Here is a 21,251-nt window from a genome sequence, read left to right on the forward strand (position 1 = left end):
AGGGGAATGTCGACCATGTCTGATCCAGCCCTGACCCAACACCCCGACCCGCAGCCCGGGCTCGCCGGCTTCGTCTCCGATTGGTCGTCGGACAAGACCGCCTTCAAGACCGCGTCTTGGGGCAAGGCGATGATCTGGATATTCCTGCTCTCGGACACCTTCATCTTCAGCTGTTTTCTCCTCGCCTACATGACCGTTCGCATGTCGACGGCGGAGCCGTGGCCCAATCCCAGCGAGGTGTTCGCGCTCGAGATCTTCGGGGTGCATATCCCGCTGATCCTGATCGCCATCATGACCTTCGTCCTCATCTCCTCGAGCGGCACCATGGCGATGGCCGTCAACTTCGCCTATCGCCGCGATCGCAAGAAGACCGCCATCCTGATGCTGGTGACTGCCGCCTTCGGCGCCACCTTCGTCGGCATGCAGGCCTTCGAGTGGACCAAGCTGATCAGCGAGGGTGTTCGGCCCTGGGAGAACCCGTGGGGTGCGCCGCAGTTCGGCTCGGTGTTCTTCATGATCACCGGCTTTCACGGCACCCACGTCACCATCGGCGTGATCTTCCTCCTGATCATCGCGCGAAAAGTCTGGCGCGGGGATTTCGACACCGAGAAGAAGGGCTTCTTCACCTCGCGCAAGGGCCGCTACGAGATCGTCGAGATCACCGGCCTCTACTGGCACTTCGTCGATCTGGTCTGGGTGTTCATCTTCGCGCTGTTCTATCTGTGGTGAGATCCAATCATGGCTGAAGCACACATGAGCTCGGAAACCCTCGCTGCCCCCGCGGCCCATGCCGAGGGCCAGCAGCATCCCATCCGCCTCTATCTCATCGTCTGGTTCTGGCTGTTCGTCCTCAGCGCCTGCTCGTACCTGGTCGACCTGCTGCAGTTCCAGGGCTATCTGCGCTGGGGCCTGATCCTGATGCTGATGCTGGGCAAGGCCGGGTTGATCATCGCGGTGTTCATGCACATGGCCTGGGAGCGGCTGGCGCTCATGTACGCCATCCTGGTCCCGCCAGTGCTGGTGCTGATCTTCGTGGTGATGATGGCCTTCGAGGCCGACTACACCTTCTTCACGCGCGCCGAGTTCTTCGGCGCGGGCCCATCTGTGCCCGCGCATGTTGTCGAGTGATGCTGGTGTGGACCGCCTACTGGGCGGGCGGCGCCGGCTTGAAGTCGGGCGAGAACGTTTGCAGATAGGCGATGACGTTGGCGATATCCTCGGGCTTGGCCAACCCCATGAAGCTCATCTTCGTGCCTTTGACGAAATCCTTTGGCTTGACCAGGAACTGTCCTACCGTTTCCGGCGTCCACACCAGTCCACCGGCTCCGGCATCCTTCATCGCCTGCGAGTAGTTGAAGCCTTCGAACGTCCCGGCGGTCCGCCCGAACACCCCGTTGAGCACAGGGCCAACCTTGCTCTTGGCACCTTCGCCAACCGAGTGGCACACGGTGCACTTCTTGAACACCTGCTCGCCGGCCGCCATGTCGCCCTGGGCCAAAGCCCCGCCGGCGCTCAGCAAGAGAGCGGCAATTGCAATCGCAGTCCGAACCATCTCACGACCTCCCTGCCTGTCCCCGCGAGGCGAGATCAGCTCCCGGATCGTCGGTCAGCGCGAGGAGTATAGCGCAAGCCGGTGTCCGACGCCAAAACACTGGAGCACGCCGGCATAACGGCTCCCGCAGTGGACGTGGCATAGGCCGCACCTTGACGACGCCATTCGCTTTCGGCACATACAACCCCGTCGCGGGTGTAGCTCAATGGTAGAGCAGAAGCTTCCCAAGCTTACGACGAGGGTTCGATTCCCTTCACCCGCTCCAGCTTCCTCCAGCAAATTAGAGCACCAGCGCATCAGGATGCGGAGATCTCTGCTCCCATGCCCGGCATGCGCCTCGCCCCGCAGATAGCGGCTCGCCCTTTGCAGGAGGAAGTGGCCCTGTTTGTGGTGAAAGGGCGACTGCAAGCACCTTTACCGTGCCCTCTTCCAACGGCGCCGATCTATCAGGCATAAGCAACGGATGAACCGATATTCCCGGCGGCTGCTGATCGCCGACCAGTCACTACGCGACCTTGATGGCCACCACTTCGAGTACGATTTCGCTGTCGCGGAGGCGGCCAAAACCCTTGGGCTTGAGCCCGTCATTCTCGCCAACCTTGGCTATCGGGCTGGCGATGCGCTTGGGGCGCCGGTTGTGCCGTGGTTCCGACAGGACTGGCTAGCCGCACGGCGGAGCCCAGCCACGCGTTATGTGCTCTATCTGCTTGCCCGGCTGCCGGTCGGCCTTCGTCGTCCGCTGATCGGAATCGGCGGCGGTGCCAAGCGCCTATTGGCGCGAAACAGCAGCCTTCGAAAGGCTCCGGCACTGCCGTCATTTGGGCGAGAGCTTCACGCGGGGCTCACTGCACAGGCAGCCGGCGCGGACGATCATGTCTTGGTCCACACCGTCGCCATCAGTGAATTGCACGCCATGGTCGAGGCGCTCGAGGGGCAGTCGGTGCTTCCTCATGTCCACGTCGTGCTGCGCCGCGATGCCGACGAGCCATTCGTGCGAGACGATCCGTGGGGCGGTGTCCGCGCAGCAATCCACCGTGCCAGGGCAACGCCAGAGTTGCGGCGCAAGATCCGTTTCTATTCCGACACGCAACAGCTTGCAGACCAGTACAATGACATCATCGGCGACAGCGACGTCGCCGTGTTGCCGGTTCCGCATGCCCTACCGCACTCGCCAGTTCCAGAACGGACCGCCCAGCCGCCGCTTCGCCTGGTCTACTTGGGCAACGCCCGGACCGAAAAGGGATTCCACCTGCTTGCCGCGGCAATGGACGAGCTGCGGGACACGCACCTCCGGTCGGGACGTATTCGGCTGATCGCCCAGGCAAATTCGCCCTCCAGCCTTGACCAAGAGCTGATCCTCAGCGCCCGGCGGCGATTGTCTTCGTACACCGACGAGCAGGTCCAACTGGTTGATGCGCAGCTTTCCATCGCGGATTTCCAGGATCTGCTGTTCAGCGCGGATATCGTTCTGCTCCCCTATGACGCGCAGCTCTACCGGCGGCGCAGCTCGGGCATCCTGGTCCAGGCGATGGTTGCAGGAAAGCCGGTCGTCGTACCGGCCGACAGCTGGCTGGCCTCGGAGGCGGGCCCGGCGGTGAGCACGCAATTCTCGCCTTCTGTCCCCCTTTCGGCTGCCATTGCCGAAGCGGTGGAAACGTTTGCCGAGCGTAGTGCGATGGCGCAGCGCGGGGCTGCGCAGGCCCGGGTGAAACATAGTGCGGAGGCTTTGGTGACGCAGCTAATCAGGGCCGCGCGCTAGCCTGAAAGGCGGTCGACAATCCGTCGGAGCAGCGTGCGCATCGAGCGCGACTCGGCAGTGGCGATGAGCCGCTCGCGGATCCCTTCGAGCAACTCGGGGTCGCGGGCCAGCCGTTCGATCGCCGTGGCGAGGGCGTGCACATCCTGCCCCGGCGCGAGAACACCCGTCTCGCCGTCTGTCACCTGCTCGACGATCCCCCCGACGGGAAACGCGATAACCGGCAGGCCTGCCGCAAATGCGAGCGCTGCGACGCCCGACTGGCTTGCTTCGCGATAGGGCAGCACGATCGCGTCATGGGTATCGAGGAGTTCAGTGATCTCGGTTTCGCTGAGCCATCTGTCGATGAGGCGCGTTCCGGTCGCTGCCACGAGGGAGGCGAGCGGTTTCGCATCACCTTGTCCCGCAATGGTAAGGCGTGCCACCGGGTCGCTCGTGCCGAGTGACAGCATGGCCTCGAGCAGGGTGTCGACGCCCTTGTAGGCGTGGATACGGCCCAGAAAGAGCAGCGCGAGGGGGCCGCTGCGAGGCGGCCGCTGACGTTTGCCCGATCTTGGCAGCACCTCCATGTCCGGATGGAAAAGCGCCAGAACTCGGTCGCCGGCCGCCCCGGCAGCAACCAGCGCGTCGGCCACGCTCCGGGACAAAGTGATCGTCAGATCTGCTGTGAAGGCCTCGGAACGAAGCCAGCGCGTCAGGCGAGCCGCCGGATCGCCAGGGTGCGGGGCCGCGTCGTGGATGATGGTCGCATAGCGGATGCCAAGCGCGCGGATCGGAGCGATGAGCAGGGGCGTCCAGACATGCGGCATGACCGTGAGCACGACGTCAGGTCTCTCGCGGCGAAGGTAAGCCAGCAGCTTCCGTCGAGCCGCCCAGAAATTGAGAATGGCGCCGATTGGCGCCTGTCGGCTGAACGTCCCGATCGTTTCAACCTTGGCGGCGAAGGGATCGAAGGCGTTGGGCAGTTCGTTCTGGGACGACAGCACCAGACGAACATCGAGGTCGTGCATGTCAGCAGCGGCCCGCAGCAAGCCAAGGCTGAGGTGCAGGGACGCTCCCCGTTTGCCGAGATTGAGGAGCACGAGTTTCACGACATCCTCCGCCTCACGCCTGAGCCCACCTGTGCCGTCACCTGCCTCCCGCCGTTCCTGCCGAACTCAGGCGTTGAGTACGACCGAACCCTGCGTGTCGAGGCCCAATCGGATGACCGAGTGGCCGCGTAGCGCCTCGGTGAAGCTGTCGAGGCGTTCTGCCGGCACAAGCATCAGCAGAAAACCGCCACCTCCGGCGCCACAGAGCTTGCCGCCGAGGGCGCCGGCCGCCCGGGCCGCGGCGTAGAGCTCGTCGATTTGTGGATTCGATACCTTGCTCGAGAGCTTCTTCTTGGTCTCCCAGCCGTCGTGCAGCATCTCGCCAAGATCGATGAGCATGCGGTCGGAACTGTCGCACTCGAGGACGTCCACTGCCTGGCTCGTGAGTGTCAGGAGGTGGCTGAGCTCGCGCTCCACCTTGTTCTCGCGGGTGGCCTTCAGCTGTTCGTTTACGGTGTCGGAGGCCGAGCGCTGCACGCCGGTGTAGACCAGGACCAGCGACGACATCAGACTCGCCTGGCAGTCCGAAGTCATTTGGATCGGAGAGATGCGGATGCGGTTGTCAGCGAAGTCGAAGCGATTGATGCCACCAAACGCCGCGTGCAATTGATCCTGCACGCCGACGTTCTCCTGAAGGATCTCGCGCTCCACCTTGATCGCCATCTTACCAAGGTCGAGACGGGTCAGCGAGAGCTTCTTCAGTGCCGCAATCACGTTGATGAGGCCGACCGTGAAGCTCGACGAGCTGCCCAGGCCGCTACGCGCGGGCAAATCTGCCATGACGTTGATATCAAGCGGCTCGGTAACGCCGAAATACTCAAGCGTACTGCGGACCACCGGGTGCTGGATCTCCGAAATGGAGTGCACCGTCTCAAGCCGGCTGTAGCTCACCCGGTAGTGGTAGTCGATCAGGTTGCCGAGCCTTAGCGCGCTGACATAGATATACTTGTCGATCGCCATGCCGACGACTGCGCCGGGATGCCGCTCAAAATACTCTGGATAGTCGGTACCGCCGCCAAACAGACTGACCCGGAGCGGCGTACGCGAAGTGAGGAGCATGGGCGCTGGTCAGACGTTGCCGAACTTGGCGTTTCGGATCATCCGATAGCCGCGTATCAGTTCCTGGATGCCGGCATCCAGCGAATGGTCCGGCCTGAAGCCAGTGGCTTCGATCTTGGCGTTGGAGACGATGTAGTCGCGCTTGTCCGGATCCTCGCCGATCGGCGCCTCGATCGGCACGAACTCCGGCACGTACTTCTGGATGCGCTGGCAGAGTTCGTTTTTGGAGAGGTTCGCGTCGGACAGTCCCACATTGTAGGCGTTGCCTCGCATCGTCTCGAAATTCGCGATGGTGTGAAGAAAGGCCTTCGTGACGTCGCGAACGTGGATGTAGTTGCGCTTGAAGTGACCTTCGAAGATCACCACGGCGCGGTCGGTGACGGCGCGATAGGTGAAATCGTTGACCAGCAGGTCGAGCCGCATCCGCGGCGCCATGCCGAAGACGGTGGCGAGGCGCAGGCTTGCGCCGTTCTCGCGCCCGAGCACGGCCTTCTCGGCCTCGACCTTGGTGACGCCATAGAGCGAGATCGGGTTGAGCGGCGTCTCCTCGGTGCAGTACTCTCCCTGCGTGCCGATGCCATAGCCCGAGTTGGTGGTCGGATAGAGGATCCGCTGCGCCGGGCTCATCATGCCGATGATGTCGACGATGGCGTCCTGGTTGATGGTCTGGGCGTTGAGCGGATCCTGCTTGCAGAGCGGCGCACCGACGAGGGCCGCCAAGGGGATCACGATATCTGCCTTGGCGACGAGGCGCTCGACCAGCGGCTTGTCGCGCGTGTCCCCGCGAATCGGTTCGAACGCCGGGTGGGCCGCGACCGCGTTCAGCGCGCCGTCATTGCGAGCAAATGTATCAAGGGCGGTGACGGAAAAGCCTTGCGCCAGCAGCTCCGGCACGAGGATGGAGCCAAGATAGCCCGCCGCGCCGGTGACCAATACCCTATCGCTCATTATGTGCTTGCCCGCCCCGAGGTTAGTAACCGGCGCATGCCTACAGAAAAAGCCTATGGGAGGCAACGTGGCCGATATGTTCGCTTGCCAGCTTCCGATGATGCGTGGCAATGCGATCACGCCTCTACGGCGATGTGACCTTGGCGTCCCGGGAGGGCGCTCGCGGGAGATCAAATGAGCATTTCCGACTATCTTGCGGGTTCGGCGAAGATACTCGACGAAGCTGCCAACTACGCTGGTTCGCGGCGGGTCGACGAGGCCGTGGCGGCGATGGTTGCTGCCGTTCGGGCCGGCGCACCGATCCTGGTTTGCGGCAATGGCGGCTCGGCCAGCGATGCCATGCACATCAGCGGCGAGCTGGTTGGGCGCTTCCTCAGGGAACGCCGCGCCATCAACTGCATCTGCCTGTCGTCAAACACGGCTGTGCTCACGGCCTGGTCGAACGACTACGCCTTCGAAACCGTCTTCGCGCGCCAGGTCGAGGCCTACGGCGCCGCGGGCGGCGTGCTGATCGGGTTGAGCACCTCGGGCAACTCAAGCAACATCATCGCGGCCTTCGAGGCGGCGTCCGCCGCCGGGATGACCACCGTTGCGTTCACCGGCCAGGGCGGCGGCAAGCTTGCGGCAGCTGCCGACGTGCTGATCGACGTTCCATCGCGTTCCACACCGATGATCCAGCAGGTGCACATCTGCCTTTATCACTACCTGTGCGAGCAGGTCGAAGCCGCGTTGTTTCCAGACGCATGACCGCGGGCGCAAATATCGACGTTTCGGTCCTCGTCCTCGCCGGGGGCAGGGGGACGCGCATCCAGGCGATTCATCCCGAGACGCCCAAACCGATGATCGCTGTGGCCGGCAAGCCATTTCTCCACTGGCTGACGATGTTTCTCGGCGGCTTCGGCCTCAGCCATTTCGTCTATTCCACCGGCTATCGCTCGGAAGCGATTGAGACCTGGTGCGCCGATGGTTCGCTCCCCGGGATCGACCGGGTCGCCTGCCGCGAGCCGGCCCCGCTCGGCACCGGGGGCGGCGTGCTCAACTGCCTGCACCTCTGCCGGGATTGGGTACTGGTCGCCAACGGCGACGGGCTCTGCATTGGCGGCATTCCGGAGCTATTGGCTCTGCGCGTGGAGCCGGGTCTTGCCGGGGGCATCATCGGCGTCGAAGTGCCGGATGCAGGCCGCTATGGCAGCCTGGCCTTCGACGGCAGAAATAGGCTGACCGCGTTCCGCGAGAAGGTGCCCGGGCACGGCTACATCAACAGTGGGCTCTACCTGTTCAGGCGGACGGCACTCGAAGCGCTGCGGCGTGACGGAGCCTGCAGCATGGAGCAGGATCTGGTGCCCGAATTGATCGCCGCCGGCGCCGACCTTCGTGTCGTGCCCCTCGGTGAGGCCGCCTTCATCGACATTGGCACGCCGGAAACGCTGGCCCAGGCGGAAGCTTTCGTCAGGCAGAACCTCTAGGCCGCTGGGCAGCCAGCCAATCGCCAATGGCCGTCACGGCATCGGCGCGAACCGTAGCCTCCGGCCAAGCCGCGAGCGCGCTTCCGTGCTCCACCAGGTGTTGCGCACCATGGCCGGTCGTAACCAGCGTCACGAGGCCAAGGCCAGCCCGTCTGCCAGCCTCGAGATCGGTAATGGTATCGCCGATCAGGCAGGAGGCTGCGAGGTCGACGCCCAGCATGTCGGCAGCCGCGACCAGCATGCCGGCCTGCGGCTTGCGCCAGGCGTGACCACTGATCCGGTAGGGCTCATGCCCTTCGCCGTGATAGGCGCAGGCGAACACGGCATCGAGGCGCGCGCCGCTGGCCGCGAGGTGGCGGGAGATCTCCGCCTGGACCGCTGCAAAGCCGCTCCAGTCATAGTAGCCGCGCGCGATTCCCGCCTGATTGGTCACCAGCACGACAGCGATGTGCCGGCGGTTGACCTCGGCGATGGCTTCGGCAACGCCCGGGATCATGACGACATCCTCGGCCCGACCCAGGTAGTGCGATTCCTCGACCACCACCCCATCGCGATCGAGGAACAATGCAGGAGCACCAGCATAGTCGATGGCCGACAGCCGCTCTGCCCAACAGCCCGGATCAATCAGTGGGTACGCGTGCTCCACCATCAGGCCACCCGCGCCGTCACCTTCTCGGCGATCATCTGGCCGATCGGCAGGGCCGACGTCGCGGCCGGCGATGGTGCGTTGCAGACGTGCAGCATCCGGTCGGTCTCCTTGATCAGGAAATCATGGAAGGCCTTGCCGTCCCTGGTGACGATCTGCGCCCTGATCCCCGCCTGATACGGCAGCAGGTCCTCGAGCTCGAGCGACGGGCAGTATTTGCGGCATTCCTCGAGGTAGGCGCGCTTCGAGAGCGAGCCCTTGAGCTCGTGCAAGGCATGCTTGCGGTTGGCAAAGATCAGCTTCCAGAAGCCAGGGAAGCTGGCGATGGTCCAGGCGTCGGACGGGTCGACCGAAAATTTCGGGTAGCCCTCGCGCGCTAGCCCGAGCACGGCGTTGGGACCCACCGTCACACTGCCATCGATCATCCGCGTCAGGTGGATGCCGAGGAACGGCAGCTCGGGATCGGGGGCCGGATAGATCAGGTGCTTGATGATCTCGCTCTTTTCCGGTTTGAGCCGGAAGTACTCACCGCGGAACGGCACGATCCGGAAGTCGATATCGAGGCCCGCGACGGTGGCCAGTCGATCAGCCTGGAGGCCGCCGCAGACGACCAGCCTGCGAGCAATCCAGAGGTCCCCACCGGCACCGATTTCAACGCTGTCTGGACCTTCCTTGATATGGTCCACTGCAACGCCGAAGCGTATTTCCGCACCGGCCAACCGTGCGGTCTCGGCCAGCTTCTCGCAGACCCGCGTATAGTCGACGATGCCGGTTTCGGGGCTGAGCAGCGCGGCGATGCCGGTGATATGCGGCTCGCGGTCGCGCAATTCGGCCTGGTCGATGCGGGTGATCGCAAGGCCGTTGGCCGCGGCGCGCGCGTATAGCGCGTCGATGCGCGCGACCTCGGCGGCATTGGTTGCGACGATCAGCTTGCCGCATTGCTCGAAGGGGATCTGATGCTCAGTGCAGAACGCTCGCGTCATATGCGCGCCGGCACGGCAGAGCTTGGCCTTCAGGCTTCCCGGCTCATAGTAAATTCCGGCATGGATGACGCCGCTATTGTGCCCGGTCTGGTGGACTGCAACCCGCTCCTCCTTGTCGAGCAGCAGCAGGCTGGCGCCTGGATTGGCCTCGAGGATCTTGTTGGCGGAGGCGAGGCCAACAATCCCTGCGCCGATGACGCAGTAGTCGAACCGCATGTGCGTGCATCCAGTTAGGTAGACTCGTCGGCCCGTCTACGCTATCCGAACCCACCGGTCTATCATCGTCGTGGTCGGCCTGAGGGAGTCAGAACCGATCGTGACGGCGCGCAAGAAGCTGGTGTTCCTGCTCACCGAGGACTGGTTCTTCTTGTCGCATTTCCTCGATCGGGCTCACGCCGCGCGCGGTGCCGGCTATGAGGTTGTGGTTGCGGCGCGAGACAATGGCGACGGCGCCACCATTCGGGAGCACGGCTACCGGTTCGTCGAGGTTCCCTTCCGCCGTGGCGGGCTCAATCCGCTGCGCGAGCTGCGGACGCTGCTGGCCATCTGGCGCCTCTATCGCTCCGAGCGCCCGGATATTGTCCATCACGTCGCCCTGAAGCCGATCATTTACGGTTCGCTCGCGGCCGGCAACACTGCGGTGGTGAATGCGCCGGTCGGCATGGGCTTCGTGTTCTCGTCGCAGGCGCCGCTCGCTCGGCTGCTCCGCCCCCTCATCCGCGCCGTGCTGCGCCGGCTGCTGAATCCTCCCCGCAGCCGGGTGGTGTTCGAGAACCCCGACGATCTGGCGACGGCAACAGCGGACGGTTCGGTCGACCCGGCCGAAGCCGTGCTGATCCGCGGGGCAGGGGTCGACATCGAAGCGATCAGGCCGTCGCCTGAGCCGCCGGCGCCGGTCCGGGTGGTCCTCGTCGCCCGCATGTTGAAGGACAAGGGCGTTGGCGAGTTCATCGAGGCGGCGCGCCTGCTCGCCACCAGCGGGCACGACATCCGCTTTACCCTGGTCGGCGCCCCCGATCCGCAGAATCCGTCCTCCATGACCGAGGCCGAGCTCAAGGCGCTCGACCAGGCGGGCATCGTCGAATGGCTCGGCTTTCGTCGCGATGTGCTGGAAATCCTGGCCCAGAGCCATATCGTGGCGCTGCCCTCATATCGGGAAGGTCTGCCCAAGACCCTGCTCGAGGCCATGGCAGCGGAACGCGCCATCGTCACCACTGACGTCCCGGGTTGCCGTGAGGTGGTGACCGACGAGGTAACCGGCCTGCTCGTTCCCCCCCGCGACGCCGAGGCGCTTGCCGCCGCCATCGTAAGGCTGGCTGAGGATCAACCGCTGCGCCGAGCAATTGCGCGGGCGGGAAGACGCAAGGCGGAGGCCGAATTCCCAACCACCGCGGTCGCCGCCGCAACCATCGCAGTCTATCGCAGCCTGGTTCCTTAGCGGCGCGGCCTGCTCTCACCTGTGCTGGGCACCTAGGCTCAGTCGTGGTGCCAAGCTTGCGCGATGTGAGCGGCGGTCGGTTCTTTGAACATGCCTTGAATCAGGGCGACCTGGCGACCGGGCTCATCTTGATGGCCTTACTCAGATCGCCTGTTCGCGGCGCTGCGCCAGGCGGTACGCGCCTTGGCCACCAGAAGATCGACGCGGTTGGGGTAGGCATAGTTGAGCAGGGGGCGATACGCTATGCGTTTTGCTCGCCTGGCGCGCCCCTCCGCCCCGGTTGTTAGCGACCGACTGCCAACGGCCAGTCCGCCTATCGACCGCGCCTCGTCGAACGACCGCCACAAAGAGCCTTGGTCAACAAGGGACTGGTGCTTTCCTTGATAGTAACTGTCTGGACCGGGCACGTATATGCCTCTCGCTCCAGCTCGAGCAAAGAGGAGATGGGCGTGAAAACGCGACGCGACCGCCAAGTCTCCTTCCGCAACAGCGTGGCCCCCCCGGGACATTTCCGCGAACGATCGCACCTCCACGCGCCCTTCGAATAGGGAAAGGTCCAGTCCCTCTCGAACGAGTTCAAGATCGTGGTTTCGCTCGCAGAATTCCCACAGCACGATCTTGTCAAAGGCTCGACGGTCACGCTCGATGGCGTCCTGCAACCACGCCAGCACCTCGCTCCGGTACGCGGGCGTCGCCTGGTCGAATGACAGCGCGATATTCAGGTCCGGTACCAGTTTGCGTTGCCTGCGCGATCGAGGCTCAAGAAAAGCGTCATCGACCCCGTTAATGACCTGCTTGGCACCATTCTCCCTTAGGCGTGCCGCCGATCCGTCTCGGCATTCGAAGACTTCGAACAGATTCGCAGCCTCGGCCAGCGCCTTGGCATCGTCTTCGATCAGGGGTTCGAGCCCGAGTCCGGTCGCAAATATCCTTGCGCCGGTCCTCCTATAGGCGTGCGCGACGCCAATGAGGTAGGCAGACGAGCGCCACATCGAATTGATGTACCCCCCGCCGTGCAAATGCACGACATCGATCCCCGCGATGCAGTCATGACCGCGTCCACCTGCTGCGATCGCGTCGCGCAGCGACGAGTACTCTCGTTTCTGCGCATCATCCCAAATCGATTGGGTGTGAGACGCAACGATGCCCCGCATCGCGAAGAAGCGCTGACTCTCTACCGGATTGAAGGAGTTAAGCAGAACTTCTGCGCCGACGGACAGCCAAAAGGCTGCGGTCGTGGCTGCGATGAGTTCATCCCCGTAGTTGGGATAGCCGCCGCCCCCTAACAGCAATACTCTCATGACCCCGAACCCTCAGAAATTGCCTGCTGTCGACCATCAAGCATTGCGACTGCGACCTTTCGCCGAACCGTCCCGCCCCGCTCCCTTGGGCAACGACGAAAGCACTTCTGGCCGTGTGTAGGGCGCGAATAGCGCTCGATAGTCGTAAGCGCCGCCGAAGGCCGCCGAACTGGCGCGCATGGCGCCGGCTTTTCTTGGGTCGTTCAGGAGTTCCAGTATCCGTTCGGGGTAGGATGAGAGATCGTCCTCGACCAGGCAGTGCTGACCGCTAACGACGTCTAGGCCCCGCATACCCACTCGCGTCGAAAGAATTAAGGCTCCTCGAGCAAGTGCTTCTATGCTCTTGATAGAGGTGCCCGTTCCTTCCGTTAGAGGAATGAGAACGATGTCTGCCTCTTCGTAGAGAGCTGACAAGACCTGCCGATCGACGATACCCAGAGATACAAAATTCTGCAGCCGATCGGGAGCCGTACAGCCTCCCGCAACCACGAAAAGGATGTCCTTCGCTCTCGGGTCATTGCGCATTTGGTCAGCCATGCCGCGAATAAAGGCAGCGGCCGCCTGGTTGGGACCATAGTTGCTGCCAACGAAGAAGCAGACACGCTGGTCTCGATTGCGCACATTCAAGACCCTCTCAAGGATCACCGTGCGCTCTTCGGGGCGGAGCGAGGAACGACCCTCATCCACATCGATGGGGTGTGGAATGAGCTCTGCTGGGATGCCCTCATTTAGCAGTACTTTTCGGTCCCCATCGCTGACGGCATAGAGGGCAGAAACCTGTCTCAATGAACCGAACTCCAGCGCTCGGGTAGCCCGACGAACGACTGGGACGTCGCCCGCCTGCTCGGAAACGATGTCATACTGCGTTACGTGGAGGCGCTTGCCCTCTCGTTCGCAGATGGATCGAAGAACGGGCGCGAAGTAGCTATACTCGCAGTAGACCTCATCAGCCCACTTCACCAGATCGCGGCACTTGTCACGGAAGCGCCGATCCAATCGTGGCCACAGGTGGTACCAGAGATGGAAACTCTCATCTCGCGTACCGCCAAGTAGACGTGAGGCGGCTCTAAGACCGAAGCGAAGTGCTTTTGATTGGTTATTGTAGTAGTGATACGCCTCAGCCTCTGAGCGGAGCCCAATCGGCCCGCTTACTTCACCGGAGGCCGCAAATAGAACTCGCACCTCACTAAAGTGCTGCTCCAGGTAGGTGACCATAAGTCGCAGCCGGCGGGCCGCTCCAGAATTTCCACCTAACGCATCGCCCCATGGAAAGAAGATGACGGCCCTCTTTCCCTCGGCGGCAGTAACGGGGCGGCCCGTGCGACCAATGAGATGTGCGACCAGATTCTCGGCGGAGTGAATAGGCGCCCAATATGCTGCTGCCGTGTGCGCGTTATCGGAGAAGTGCGCGTATCTCTGAAGAATGTCCCCGATAGCGCGACAGATCGCCTCTGGCGATCGGTCCTCAACGGCGATGCCACCACCGTGCTTGACGAGGAGATCGTGCATCCACGTGTCTTTGGTGCAGATAGTGAGCTTGCCGGCAAGAAGTGCCTCTAAGAAGACGCCGGATGTACGATCCCGATAGATGTTTCGGTGATACGGGGTGAGAACCACGTCCGCGTCGGCGAGCAGCTGGTAATATGCGTCGCTATCGAGCGCATCACTGATCAGTGTTACGCGAGGGTCGGCATCCTTTAGCAAGGCTGCCGCCACATCCTCGGCCTCATATGGTTCGTTGATTTGAATGCTGAAACGAACGTCGTTGGCCCACGGCTTGCTGGCACTTAGTCTGATAGCGGCGTGGATCTCACGGATGCCCTTCTCGCCACGCGCGTTGCCGAGGCTGACAAGATGCAGGGGTGGGGGCGTTCGTTCATCAGTGCGGCTGCGGCTCACATGATCCGTGTACGGTATGGGAACGACTGTGAACGGTATCGGGCAGAGGGCGGACAACTCATCTGCGAGGCGGTGACTGTCGGTGCATAAGAAAATCAGGCCTGAAGCCGCCGCTGCTTCCAGACGGCGAAAGGCCTCTTCTGCAACGCCCCCGAGGAAGAACCCGCTGGGGTACCTAAACATATAGCAGAGGCGGACGCCCTGCGAAGCATACTCCTCGGCCAGTAACGCCGCCGCCATCAAGTGCGGCTTGGCGATGTTCGGCATAAAAATGGTGTCGCCGGGCTTCGGTGGAAACCGCGTCAACAAGTTGCGGGTCTCCGCAACGAAGCGTTCGCTGACACCACGAAGATTCACTGGAGAGTCATACGTCTCACCGGGCAGCGTAGCCCAAACGTCGTCAGAGTATATCGGGTGCAGAGCGCCCAAGGCGAGTTTGCCGCCCACAGCCGTAGCGTGACAGCCGATGACGGTATCGATGCCTTCAAGAGCCGCAGCGGCTTGAATTGATCGCACATACTCGAAGTAGTGTCCGCCGACGCCCTTCAGGCCCTGATCGAGGATGTATAATGTTGTCCTCATTACGCGTATTCGCTATCCGGACGTTTGTGCGGCGGGTTGGAACTGCTGGCCGAGAGATAGCAGATGTCGTGGTACGGATGCCCACTCATTCGGTCATCGGTCCAGCTGACACAGCCGATCTCCATCCGGCGAGCACTTCTAACAGGGTTCGCCTAAAGTCCCGCACCGGCGTCCATCCAAATCGCAGCCTGAATTTGTTCGAGTCGCCTACGATTCGGGGAATTTCATCCGGTCGCATCCGAGATGGGTCCTGCTCAATCCTGATCGGGACCGCGCTCAGGCTGACCAAGTCGTGAAGCAGATCAGCGATGCGCCGCGGCTGACCGCTCGCAATGTTGAAGATCTCCCCAGACCTTACCACCTCCGAGTCGCGCACTGCGAGCGCATAGGCATCGGCGACATCTCGCACGTCGAGGAAGTCCCTCTCGGCGTTGAGAGTTCCCACCTTGATGACCGGTGAAGCCAGCCCTGCCTCGATGCGTGCGATCTGGGCGGCAAACGCTGGCAGGACGAAGTATTCGCTTTGGCCGGGGCCGCTGTGGTTGAACGGACGCAGGCGCAGGCACCGGAGATCTTTCTCAGCGAGCGCACCCAAGGCTGTGTCCGCCGCAGCCTTGCTGGCGGCGTAGTCGCCCACCGGCGCAAGAGGTGCGTCCTCAGCCAGCGGATAGCCGTTCCGTCCGGTTTCTCCATAGACGAGCCCGCTACTGACATGGATCAGGACGCACTCTGGGACACAGCTGACGATCGCGCGCGCCAGGTTCAGCGTCCCATCGACATGGACACGCCGGTAGGCCCCGGGATTCGCCTCCGGTCCAGTGGTTGCAATGCCGGCCAGATGCAGAACCTGTGTCGGCCTGTGCCGTTCTAGGGCGGCGCGAATGGAGCTTTCATCCGTCACATCGAGCGCATGGACGTGCCCGAGATCAGGGAGCGTTGTCGGCACACGTGAAGTAGCGACGATTACCGTGTCGGGATCAAGCGTGCGGCGAAGCGCGGCTATCGCATAGGGCCCGACGAAGCCGCTGGCTCCGGTGACCAGAACCGTCATCGCCATCAAAGGCGCTCGTGGCGTTTGATGCGCGCTATGTCAGCGTCGACCATTTCGGCGACCAGCTGTTCGAGGCTCGTCTTCGGCGTCCAGCCCAGCGCCTCTCGAGCCTTCGATGCATCGCCAAGCAAGACGTCGACCTCGGCCGGCCGCAGGAAGCGCGGATCGGTTTCGACATGCTCCTGCATATCCAGGCCGACATGGGCGAATGCCAACTCGCAGAAGGTTCTAACCGATGTGGTGCGACCGGTGGCGATCACGTAGTCCCCAGGCGTATCCTGCTGCAGCATCAGCCACATCGCCTCGACATAGTCGCGTGCATGTCCCCAGTCGCGCTTGGCGTCGAGGTTGCCGAGCACCAGTTTGTCGGTCTGTCCGAGCTTGATCCGCGCGACCCCATCTGTGATCTTACGCGTGACGAACTCGATGCCGCGCAGCGGTGATTCATGGTTGAAGAGAATGCCGCTCGAGGCGTGGATGCCGAAGCTCTCGCGGTAGTTCACGGTCATCCAGTGCGCATAGAGCTTGGCGGCGCCGTACGGAGACCGAGGGTAGAATGGCGTGGTCTCTGATTGCACTTCTTGCTGGATCAAACCGAACATTTCTGACGACGACGCCTGATAGAACCGTGCCTCGGGACAGGCGAGACGCATCGCCTCGAGGACGTTGGCCGCACCAAGCGCCGTAACCTGCCCCGTCAGCAAGGGCTGCGCCCACGATGACTTGACGAAGGATTGCGCCCCCAGGTTGTAGATTTCCGAGGGGCGAACCTCCTGGAGGATTCGGATGATGCTGGACAGGTCGATCAGGTTACCGTCGTGGAGGACGACGCGGTCTGCGATCCCTAGCCAGGTCAACCTGGCCCCGACGACATCCGCAGAAGCGCTGCGCCGCACCAGGCCATGGACCTCATATCCCTTGTCGAGAAGGACGCTCGACAGATATGCCCCATCTTGCCCCGTCACGCCGGTTATGAGGGCTCGTTTCGCTTCCATCCTGGGCCTTCCCGAAGTGACTGCTTAGTATGCCTTGGCACCGTAGAACCAGCGGATCGTGCTCTCGAGTCCTTCGTGCAGCGCCGTCAGTTCATACGGAACGGCCGCTTTGGCCTTGTCGACATTGAGGCATTTCGAGGTCGCGCCGACATAGCGGCTGGTATCATACTGGATCTTGCCGGCGTCGTAGCCGACGATAGTGGAGATCTGTTCGGCGAAAGTGCGGATCGAAAACTCCTGGCCGGCGCCGATGTTGAAGATGTCGTTGTCGAACTTGTCCGTCAGGGCCCAGAGAATGCGCACAAAATCGTCTACCAGCACGATCTCGCGCTTCTGGTGGCCATCACCCCACAGGACGACGGGTTCCCCGAACTCCTTGCCGCGGATGATCTTGCGGATCAGGTCGAAGATGAAGTGCATCTGCCGTCCGTCCGTATGGTATCCCGGCCCATAAAGGGTGGAGGGAACGGCGCAGAGGTAGCGCAGGCCAAACTGGCGGTGCAACGCGCGAGCGCCCTGGTAGAGCATGCGCTTGGTCATGGCGTAGGTGTAGAGGCTGTCGATCGGCTCACCCGCCATGTAGTCCGCTTCGCGCAGGTCCGATCCCGGCGCGTAGGCGCAACTGGTGCCCATGAAGACCAGCTTGGCTTGCGGCTGCTGGCTGGCCCAGAAATCCAGCACGTGCGTGTTGATCTTCTGGTTGATGATCCACTGCTCACCCGGATGCCGGAGGCAGAAGTCGCCGGCCTGCGTCCAGGCGGCGAGATGAAAGATCAAGTCGTAGCGGTCCGGCGCCGCCGCCGGCAGGCTGTCAGGCTGCGTCAGGTCGCAGTTGCGCGAATTGAGCCGCGTCAGCACCGCGCCCTGCCGCTCGAGGAAGGAGCAAAGCGCCGTTCCCAGGAATCCTGAGGCGCCCGTGACCAGAATATTCATGCACTTACCTTCGGGTCGACCGGAAAGTAGAACTCGACGCCGCTTTCAATCAGGTCACGGTTGTTGGCCAGGATCTCTTTTTTGAAGTTCCATGCCAGCACATAGTAGATGTCGGGCTGCTGCTCGAGCTCGCCTTCGATCTCGATCGGGATGTGCATGCCCGGCGAGTAGAGACCGCGCCGTAGCGTGTTCTTTTCCACCAGACACTGGATGCGCTCGGGCCCCACGCCGAAGTAGTTGAGCATGGTGTTGCCTTTCACTGGGGCGCCCATGCCGAAGACGCGCTTGCCGGCGGCGCGGGCGGTGTCGAGATAGGCGACATTGTCCTGCTTCATGCGCTTGATGCGCTCGTCGAGGAGCCGATAGGCCTCGATTGTGTTGCACTCGGACGTCTCTTCCTCCGCCCGCATCTGGGCGAGTCGCTCCGAAACGGGGCGTCCGCCGGCATGGCCGATGAAGCCGATGATCGAGCCGCCGTGGATGGGGGCGAGGCGCGCATCGAACATGGCCAAACCGTGCCGGTTCAGCAGCGTCTCGATCGTCTTGAGCGTGTAGTAGAGCAGGTGCTCGTGGTAAATCTGGTCGAACGCCAGATTCTCCATGATGCTCTTCATGTAGAGGAACTGGACGACGAACACTCCATCGTCCTTCAGCCCCTGTTTGATCGCCTCACAGACCGAATGCAGTTCTTCAAGGTGAAAGAACACGCCCGAGGCATTGAACGCATCGAACTTGTGGCCGATGCCGGCCATCGTCTCGCTGTTGAAAAAGGCATTGAGGGTCGGAACGCCTGCGTCGTTGGCGGCCTTCGCGGTCCCCTTGGATGATTCGACGCCGAGCACCTCATAGCCGAGCTTCTGGAAATGCTTGAGCTGAGTGCCGTCGTTGGAGCCGATATCAAGGATCGACTTTTCCGTCCGGCCCTGGAAGAAGCGCTCGTCCACTTCGCTCGCCACGCTAGCGAAGTGATCGGACAGGGCTTTCGTCACACCTGAAAGATAGGTGTGATCCCCGAACATGATTTCCTTCTTGACGGTGAAGTCGAGCTGCGCCGTCGAGCAGTCATGGCAATAGACGACACGCAGCGGATAGAAAGGTTCGGTGCCAACCTCTTCCTTGCGGAGGAAGTGATTGCACCAGGGCTGCTCACCCAGATCGACCACCGGCTCGAGCCGAAGTCCATCGCACACACGGCACTTCATGCCACTATCCTTCGACGCCATTGGGTCGTATCGCCTTGCTCAAATGTGTCGAGCGCCGCGACGCGCATACCGCGTGCCAGCAGCGCTGGAACAGGATCCTTGCTCGTGACAGACAGCCGGCCCGAAAGTATGGCGCCGATCCGCGGACATCCCCTTTACCTAGCCTAAGCCGCAATGGCAATATGCCTATCCAGCCGGCGGCGCCAAGTTCCGATCAGCACAACTTAGACAACATCTTTGCGAATACACACATAGGTGGTGAATCTTGGTAGTAACACCAATGCGGATATCAAGAGATATCAACGAAGCGGACGCGATGGATCAAAGATCAGTTCTGATCTATTGAGATAGCGGGAGCTGTCGTCGTTCATGCTCGATTTGGCGCAGGCAAACCGCGAGCAGGCGACCACTGTCTATTGCGCGCAGCAATAAGCTATATGAAGTTCTTGCCGGAGAATTCGATAACTGGCTGATTGCAGCAGATATGTTCACCGCGTCCGCGGCACATTGACCTGTGCCTGGCGCATCCGTTGTTCCGCCTTCGATCGCAGTCACGACACGAGGGGTTACGGCCGTTGTCGACCTGATGCCCACGTCTGGATGCCGACCGTCTGCCGGCAGTGCGAGGTTCTCGCGGCGGGGCGAGCGATGCTGAAATCCACTTCGAGGCGCCCCTCCGTCATCGCGAACCTAGCCTGCCGGCGCGGCTTCCGTGTCGGGCACCGTGACCCATGCGCGCGGCACGAAGCCGCGCTCGTCGACTGGCCAACGGGCGTCGGTGGGGAGCTGCGGTTGCCCATCGGCGCATGACCAGGTGCCGCTGGGTGCCATCAGCTGGTCGACATTGGGGTTCCGTTCGCAGAACTCGCGCATTTCGAGCACCGTGGGCGCCATGTCGCAGATCGGCCCGATATAGGACGTGCAAGCGAGCACCGTGCCGTTGAAGCAGCGCCAGTGGACGCGGTCGCGGGCCGAGCCCAGCGGGATCAGTAAGGCGCGGGTCATCGCCTCGGTAAAGGCGGGGCCCGCGTAGCGATAGTCGACAAAGTCGATCGTTCCGACCGCCCGGCAATAGCTCGATGGGTCGTCGTAGAGTTCGGGTGCTGGGGCGGCCGCGACGCGCAGCGGCACGGAGGAGGGGTCGGCGACCACGGCAGCCGGTGCCGCTGCTCCCGATGTGGCGGCCGGCGTTGCGGGTGGCGAGGCGGGAAGGCCGACTTTAGCCGGCTCCGTCGCCGACGCGGCTGCCGGCGCCGGGACGGCCGGCTTCGGTGTCTGCTCGGTTGCAGCCTCCTTGGCGACGGCGCTCGGGGCGGACGGTGATGCACTCGGCAGCGCGGTGAGATTTCCGTCGCGATAGAACAGATAGGCGCCCGCGCCCAGCACCAGGCCGAGCACCAGCACCGCGGCCACCGCTGCCATGGCGGCGATCAGCCCGCTGCCACGGCGTTCGCGCCGGGTTGGGGGCGCCCGCCGGGGACGGGGTTCGGGTTCAGGCTCAAGCTCGGGTTCGGCCCATGTTTCGGCTCGCCGCGCCTCGATCACCGGTTCGGGCTCGCGGCGAGGTCGGGGCGCATCCACTGCCGGCGGTGCCGGCTCGCGCCGGGCTTCGGCCCAGATATCAGGATCGCGGCCGCGTGGTCCCGGCGGCGCGTCGAGATCCTGCCAGCGCGGCGGCTCGGCAGCGGGTCGCGAGGTCACCGTCACGTCGCTGAGCGTCAGCGGGATCCCCCGCTTGGGCGTCGGCAGATCCTGCCGCGGCATCAGCAGTGGATCCGCCCGGTACGCCGCCTCGCGCTCGATCTCGTCATTGGCCGGTGCTGCCTCGACCGCAAGCCTGCGGCTGCGCCTTGCCACGCGTCGACGCCGGATCTGGAGCTCGCCGGCAAGGAACGCCACCGCCGCCGCCACCGCGGCAGCACCCGCCGGAGCGAGCAGGTGGTAGGTGAACAATTGCGGCACCGAAATGCCGATTCCGAGCCAGCCAACCGCAGCGCCTAGCAGCAGCAGCGCCGCAAAGCCCGGCGTTACCGTGGCCAGCAGGCCGCCCAGCATCGCCGCGCCGGCCAGTGCATACCAGCCGATCGTGCCGAGCAATCGTTCGCTGGTGCTGTTGGCCCAGAAATCGAGAAATGGCGATATCAGGTCGATGCGCAGCGCACTGGGCACCAGCAACACAAACAACCCGGCAATCAGCCCCAAGAACAGTGCCGCAATTCTCACCGTTGTTCCCCGACGGTCTATTCGCGCCCCGTGCCGATGAACATGCCCAGCGCCGGGCCGGAGTGCAAGTCACGTGTCAGCCGATCGCCGCAGTGCCATGCTGCTGTCCCGGCTTGCCTTTCGGCG

At 63.0% G+C, this 21,251-nt stretch carries 19 protein-coding genes and 1 tRNA gene; 7 read left to right on the plus strand and 13 right to left on the minus strand.

Features of this window, described 5'->3' with window-relative positions:
- Positions 1-15: 15 nt before the first annotated feature.
- Positions 16-729 (plus strand): heme-copper oxidase subunit III family protein, encoded by a 714-nt coding sequence (locus tag AC1DWU_RS12765; protein ID WP_477150367.1) that lies wholly within the window; start codon positions 16-18, stop codon positions 727-729.
- 9 nt (positions 730-738) lie between these two features.
- On the plus strand, positions 739-1,128 hold the full coding sequence (locus AC1DWU_RS12770; protein WP_477150368.1) for a cytochrome C oxidase subunit IV family protein: 390 nt from the start codon (positions 739-741) through the stop codon (positions 1,126-1,128).
- A gap of 16 nt (positions 1,129-1,144) precedes the next feature.
- Here the strand turns inward: AC1DWU_RS12770 and AC1DWU_RS12775 are convergent, their stop codons facing one another.
- Complete coding sequence (locus AC1DWU_RS12775) at positions 1,145-1,552, minus strand: c-type cytochrome (RefSeq protein ID WP_477150369.1); 408 nt, start codon at positions 1,550-1,552, stop codon at positions 1,145-1,147.
- Positions 1,553-1,743: 191 nt separating this feature from the next.
- Here AC1DWU_RS12775 and AC1DWU_RS12780 point away from each other — a divergent pair.
- Both AC1DWU_RS12780 and AC1DWU_RS12785 read left to right on the plus strand, forming a co-directional pair.
- Positions 1,744-1,817, plus strand: a tRNA-Gly gene (locus tag AC1DWU_RS12780).
- 198 nt (positions 1,818-2,015) lie between these two features.
- The gene (locus AC1DWU_RS12785; RefSeq protein WP_477150370.1) at positions 2,016-3,311 is read left to right on the plus strand and encodes a glycosyltransferase; all 1,296 of its coding nucleotides are present in this window, start codon (positions 2,016-2,018) and stop codon (positions 3,309-3,311) included.
- Here AC1DWU_RS12785 and AC1DWU_RS12790 read toward each other — a convergent pair.
- From AC1DWU_RS12790 to AC1DWU_RS12800, 3 genes are all read right to left on the minus strand, one after another.
- Positions 3,308-4,399, minus strand: coding sequence for a glycosyltransferase family 4 protein (locus tag AC1DWU_RS12790; protein ID WP_477150371.1), 1,092 nt, complete (start codon positions 4,397-4,399; stop codon positions 3,308-3,310). The genes AC1DWU_RS12785 and AC1DWU_RS12790 overlap by 4 nt on opposite strands.
- Positions 4,400-4,465: 66 nt before the next feature.
- Complete coding sequence (locus AC1DWU_RS12795; protein ID WP_477150372.1) at positions 4,466-5,458, minus strand: GHMP family kinase ATP-binding protein; 993 nt, start codon at positions 5,456-5,458, stop codon at positions 4,466-4,468.
- 9 nt (positions 5,459-5,467) lie between these two features.
- Entirely contained in the window at positions 5,468-6,406 is a 939-nt protein-coding gene (locus AC1DWU_RS12800; RefSeq protein WP_477150373.1) for an NAD-dependent epimerase/dehydratase family protein, read from the minus strand.
- Positions 6,407-6,580: 174 nt separating this feature from the next.
- Here AC1DWU_RS12800 and AC1DWU_RS12805 point away from each other — a divergent pair, with 174 nt between their 5' ends.
- Complete coding sequence (locus tag AC1DWU_RS12805) at positions 6,581-7,153, plus strand: D-sedoheptulose-7-phosphate isomerase (RefSeq protein ID WP_477150374.1); 573 nt, start codon at positions 6,581-6,583, stop codon at positions 7,151-7,153.
- Complete coding sequence (locus tag AC1DWU_RS12810) at positions 7,150-7,872, plus strand: sugar phosphate nucleotidyltransferase (RefSeq protein ID WP_477150375.1); 723 nt, start codon at positions 7,150-7,152, stop codon at positions 7,870-7,872. The genes AC1DWU_RS12805 and AC1DWU_RS12810 overlap by 4 nt, the downstream gene beginning before the upstream one ends.
- Here AC1DWU_RS12810 and AC1DWU_RS12815 read toward each other — a convergent pair.
- Both AC1DWU_RS12815 and lhgO read right to left on the minus strand, forming a co-directional pair.
- Entirely contained in the window at positions 7,856-8,521 is a 666-nt protein-coding gene (locus AC1DWU_RS12815; protein ID WP_477150376.1) for a D-glycero-alpha-D-manno-heptose-1,7-bisphosphate 7-phosphatase, read from the minus strand. The two genes, AC1DWU_RS12810 and AC1DWU_RS12815, sit on opposite strands and share 17 nt — an antisense overlap.
- Positions 8,521-9,717, minus strand: a complete 1,197-nt coding sequence (gene lhgO / locus AC1DWU_RS12820; protein WP_477150377.1) for an L-2-hydroxyglutarate oxidase — start codon at positions 9,715-9,717, stop codon at positions 8,521-8,523. The genes AC1DWU_RS12815 and lhgO overlap by 1 nt, the downstream gene beginning before the upstream one ends.
- 100 nt (positions 9,718-9,817) lie before the next feature.
- On the opposite strand from lhgO, the gene AC1DWU_RS12825 reads away from it, so the two are divergent.
- Positions 9,818-10,939, plus strand: a complete 1,122-nt coding sequence (locus AC1DWU_RS12825) for a glycosyltransferase family 4 protein (protein ID WP_477150378.1) — start codon at positions 9,818-9,820, stop codon at positions 10,937-10,939.
- A gap of 137 nt (positions 10,940-11,076) precedes the next feature.
- Here AC1DWU_RS12825 and AC1DWU_RS12830 read toward each other — a convergent pair whose 3' ends face one another.
- The 7 genes from AC1DWU_RS12830 to AC1DWU_RS12860 form a co-directional block, all read right to left on the minus strand.
- Positions 11,077-12,240, minus strand: a complete 1,164-nt coding sequence (locus AC1DWU_RS12830; RefSeq protein WP_477150379.1) for a polysaccharide pyruvyl transferase family protein — start codon at positions 12,238-12,240, stop codon at positions 11,077-11,079.
- Between the two features lie 36 nt (positions 12,241-12,276).
- Positions 12,277-14,721 carry a glycosyltransferase gene (locus tag AC1DWU_RS12835; RefSeq protein ID WP_477150380.1) on the minus strand — a complete coding sequence of 815 codons (2,445 nt, stop codon included), beginning with the start codon at positions 14,719-14,721 and terminating at the stop codon, positions 12,277-12,279.
- A gap of 85 nt (positions 14,722-14,806) precedes the next feature.
- Positions 14,807-15,778, minus strand: coding sequence for an NAD-dependent epimerase/dehydratase family protein (locus AC1DWU_RS12840; RefSeq protein WP_477150381.1), 972 nt, complete (start codon positions 15,776-15,778; stop codon positions 14,807-14,809).
- The gene (gene gmd, locus AC1DWU_RS12845; protein WP_477150382.1) at positions 15,778-16,767 is read right to left on the minus strand and encodes a GDP-mannose 4,6-dehydratase; all 990 of its coding nucleotides are present in this window, start codon (positions 16,765-16,767) and stop codon (positions 15,778-15,780) included. Before gmd ends, AC1DWU_RS12840 begins: the two co-directional genes overlap by 1 nt.
- 24 nt (positions 16,768-16,791) lie before the next feature.
- Positions 16,792-17,700 (minus strand): NAD-dependent epimerase/dehydratase family protein, encoded by a 909-nt coding sequence (locus AC1DWU_RS12850; RefSeq protein ID WP_477150383.1) that lies wholly within the window; start codon positions 17,698-17,700, stop codon positions 16,792-16,794.
- Positions 17,697-18,902, minus strand: a complete 1,206-nt coding sequence (locus AC1DWU_RS12855; protein WP_477150384.1) for a methyltransferase domain-containing protein — start codon at positions 18,900-18,902, stop codon at positions 17,697-17,699. The genes AC1DWU_RS12850 and AC1DWU_RS12855 overlap by 4 nt, the downstream gene beginning before the upstream one ends.
- 690 nt (positions 18,903-19,592) lie before the next feature.
- A complete protein-coding gene (locus AC1DWU_RS12860) occupies positions 19,593-21,125 on the minus strand; it encodes a hypothetical protein (RefSeq protein WP_477150385.1) in 1,533 nt (510 codons plus the stop codon).
- Positions 21,126-21,251 lie beyond the last annotated feature (126 nt).

The organism is Devosia sp. P2_G7 (assembly GCF_056403495.1).

Excerpts from the sequence above, each read along its gene's own strand:
- AC1DWU_RS12765 (WP_477150367.1), top strand. The coding sequence starts at position 16 with ATGTCTGATCCAGCCCTGACCCAACACCCCGACCCGCAGCCCGGGCTC.
- AC1DWU_RS12785 (WP_477150370.1), top strand. The coding sequence starts at position 2,016 with ATGAACCGATATTCCCGGCGGCTGCTGATCGCCGACCAGTCACTACGC.
- gmd (WP_477150382.1), bottom strand. The coding sequence starts at position 16,767 with ATGGAAGCGAAACGAGCCCTCATAACCGGCGTGACGGGGCAAGATGGG.
- AC1DWU_RS12795 (WP_477150372.1), bottom strand. The coding sequence starts at position 5,458 with ATGCTCCTCACTTCGCGTACGCCGCTCCGGGTCAGTCTGTTTGGCGGC.
- AC1DWU_RS12805 (WP_477150374.1), top strand. The coding sequence starts at position 6,581 with ATGAGCATTTCCGACTATCTTGCGGGTTCGGCGAAGATACTCGACGAA.
- AC1DWU_RS12800 (WP_477150373.1), bottom strand. The coding sequence starts at position 6,406 with ATGAGCGATAGGGTATTGGTCACCGGCGCGGCGGGCTATCTTGGCTCC.
- AC1DWU_RS12850 (WP_477150383.1), bottom strand. The coding sequence starts at position 17,700 with ATGAATATTCTGGTCACGGGCGCCTCAGGATTCCTGGGAACGGCGCTT.
- AC1DWU_RS12855 (WP_477150384.1), bottom strand. The coding sequence starts at position 18,902 with ATGAAGTGCCGTGTGTGCGATGGACTTCGGCTCGAGCCGGTGGTCGAT.
- AC1DWU_RS12830 (WP_477150379.1), bottom strand. The coding sequence starts at position 12,240 with ATGAGAGTATTGCTGTTAGGGGGCGGCGGCTATCCCAACTACGGGGAT.
- AC1DWU_RS12840 (WP_477150381.1), bottom strand. The coding sequence starts at position 15,778 with ATGGCGATGACGGTTCTGGTCACCGGAGCCAGCGGCTTCGTCGGGCCC.
- AC1DWU_RS12775 (WP_477150369.1), bottom strand. The coding sequence starts at position 1,552 with ATGGTTCGGACTGCGATTGCAATTGCCGCTCTCTTGCTGAGCGCCGGC.
- AC1DWU_RS12835 (WP_477150380.1), bottom strand. The coding sequence starts at position 14,721 with ATGAGGACAACATTATACATCCTCGATCAGGGCCTGAAGGGCGTCGGC.
- lhgO (WP_477150377.1), bottom strand. The coding sequence starts at position 9,717 with ATGCGGTTCGACTACTGCGTCATCGGCGCAGGGATTGTTGGCCTCGCC.
- AC1DWU_RS12770 (WP_477150368.1), top strand. The coding sequence starts at position 739 with ATGGCTGAAGCACACATGAGCTCGGAAACCCTCGCTGCCCCCGCGGCC.
- AC1DWU_RS12815 (WP_477150376.1), bottom strand. The coding sequence starts at position 8,521 with ATGGTGGAGCACGCGTACCCACTGATTGATCCGGGCTGTTGGGCAGAG.
- AC1DWU_RS12810 (WP_477150375.1), top strand. The coding sequence starts at position 7,150 with ATGACCGCGGGCGCAAATATCGACGTTTCGGTCCTCGTCCTCGCCGGG.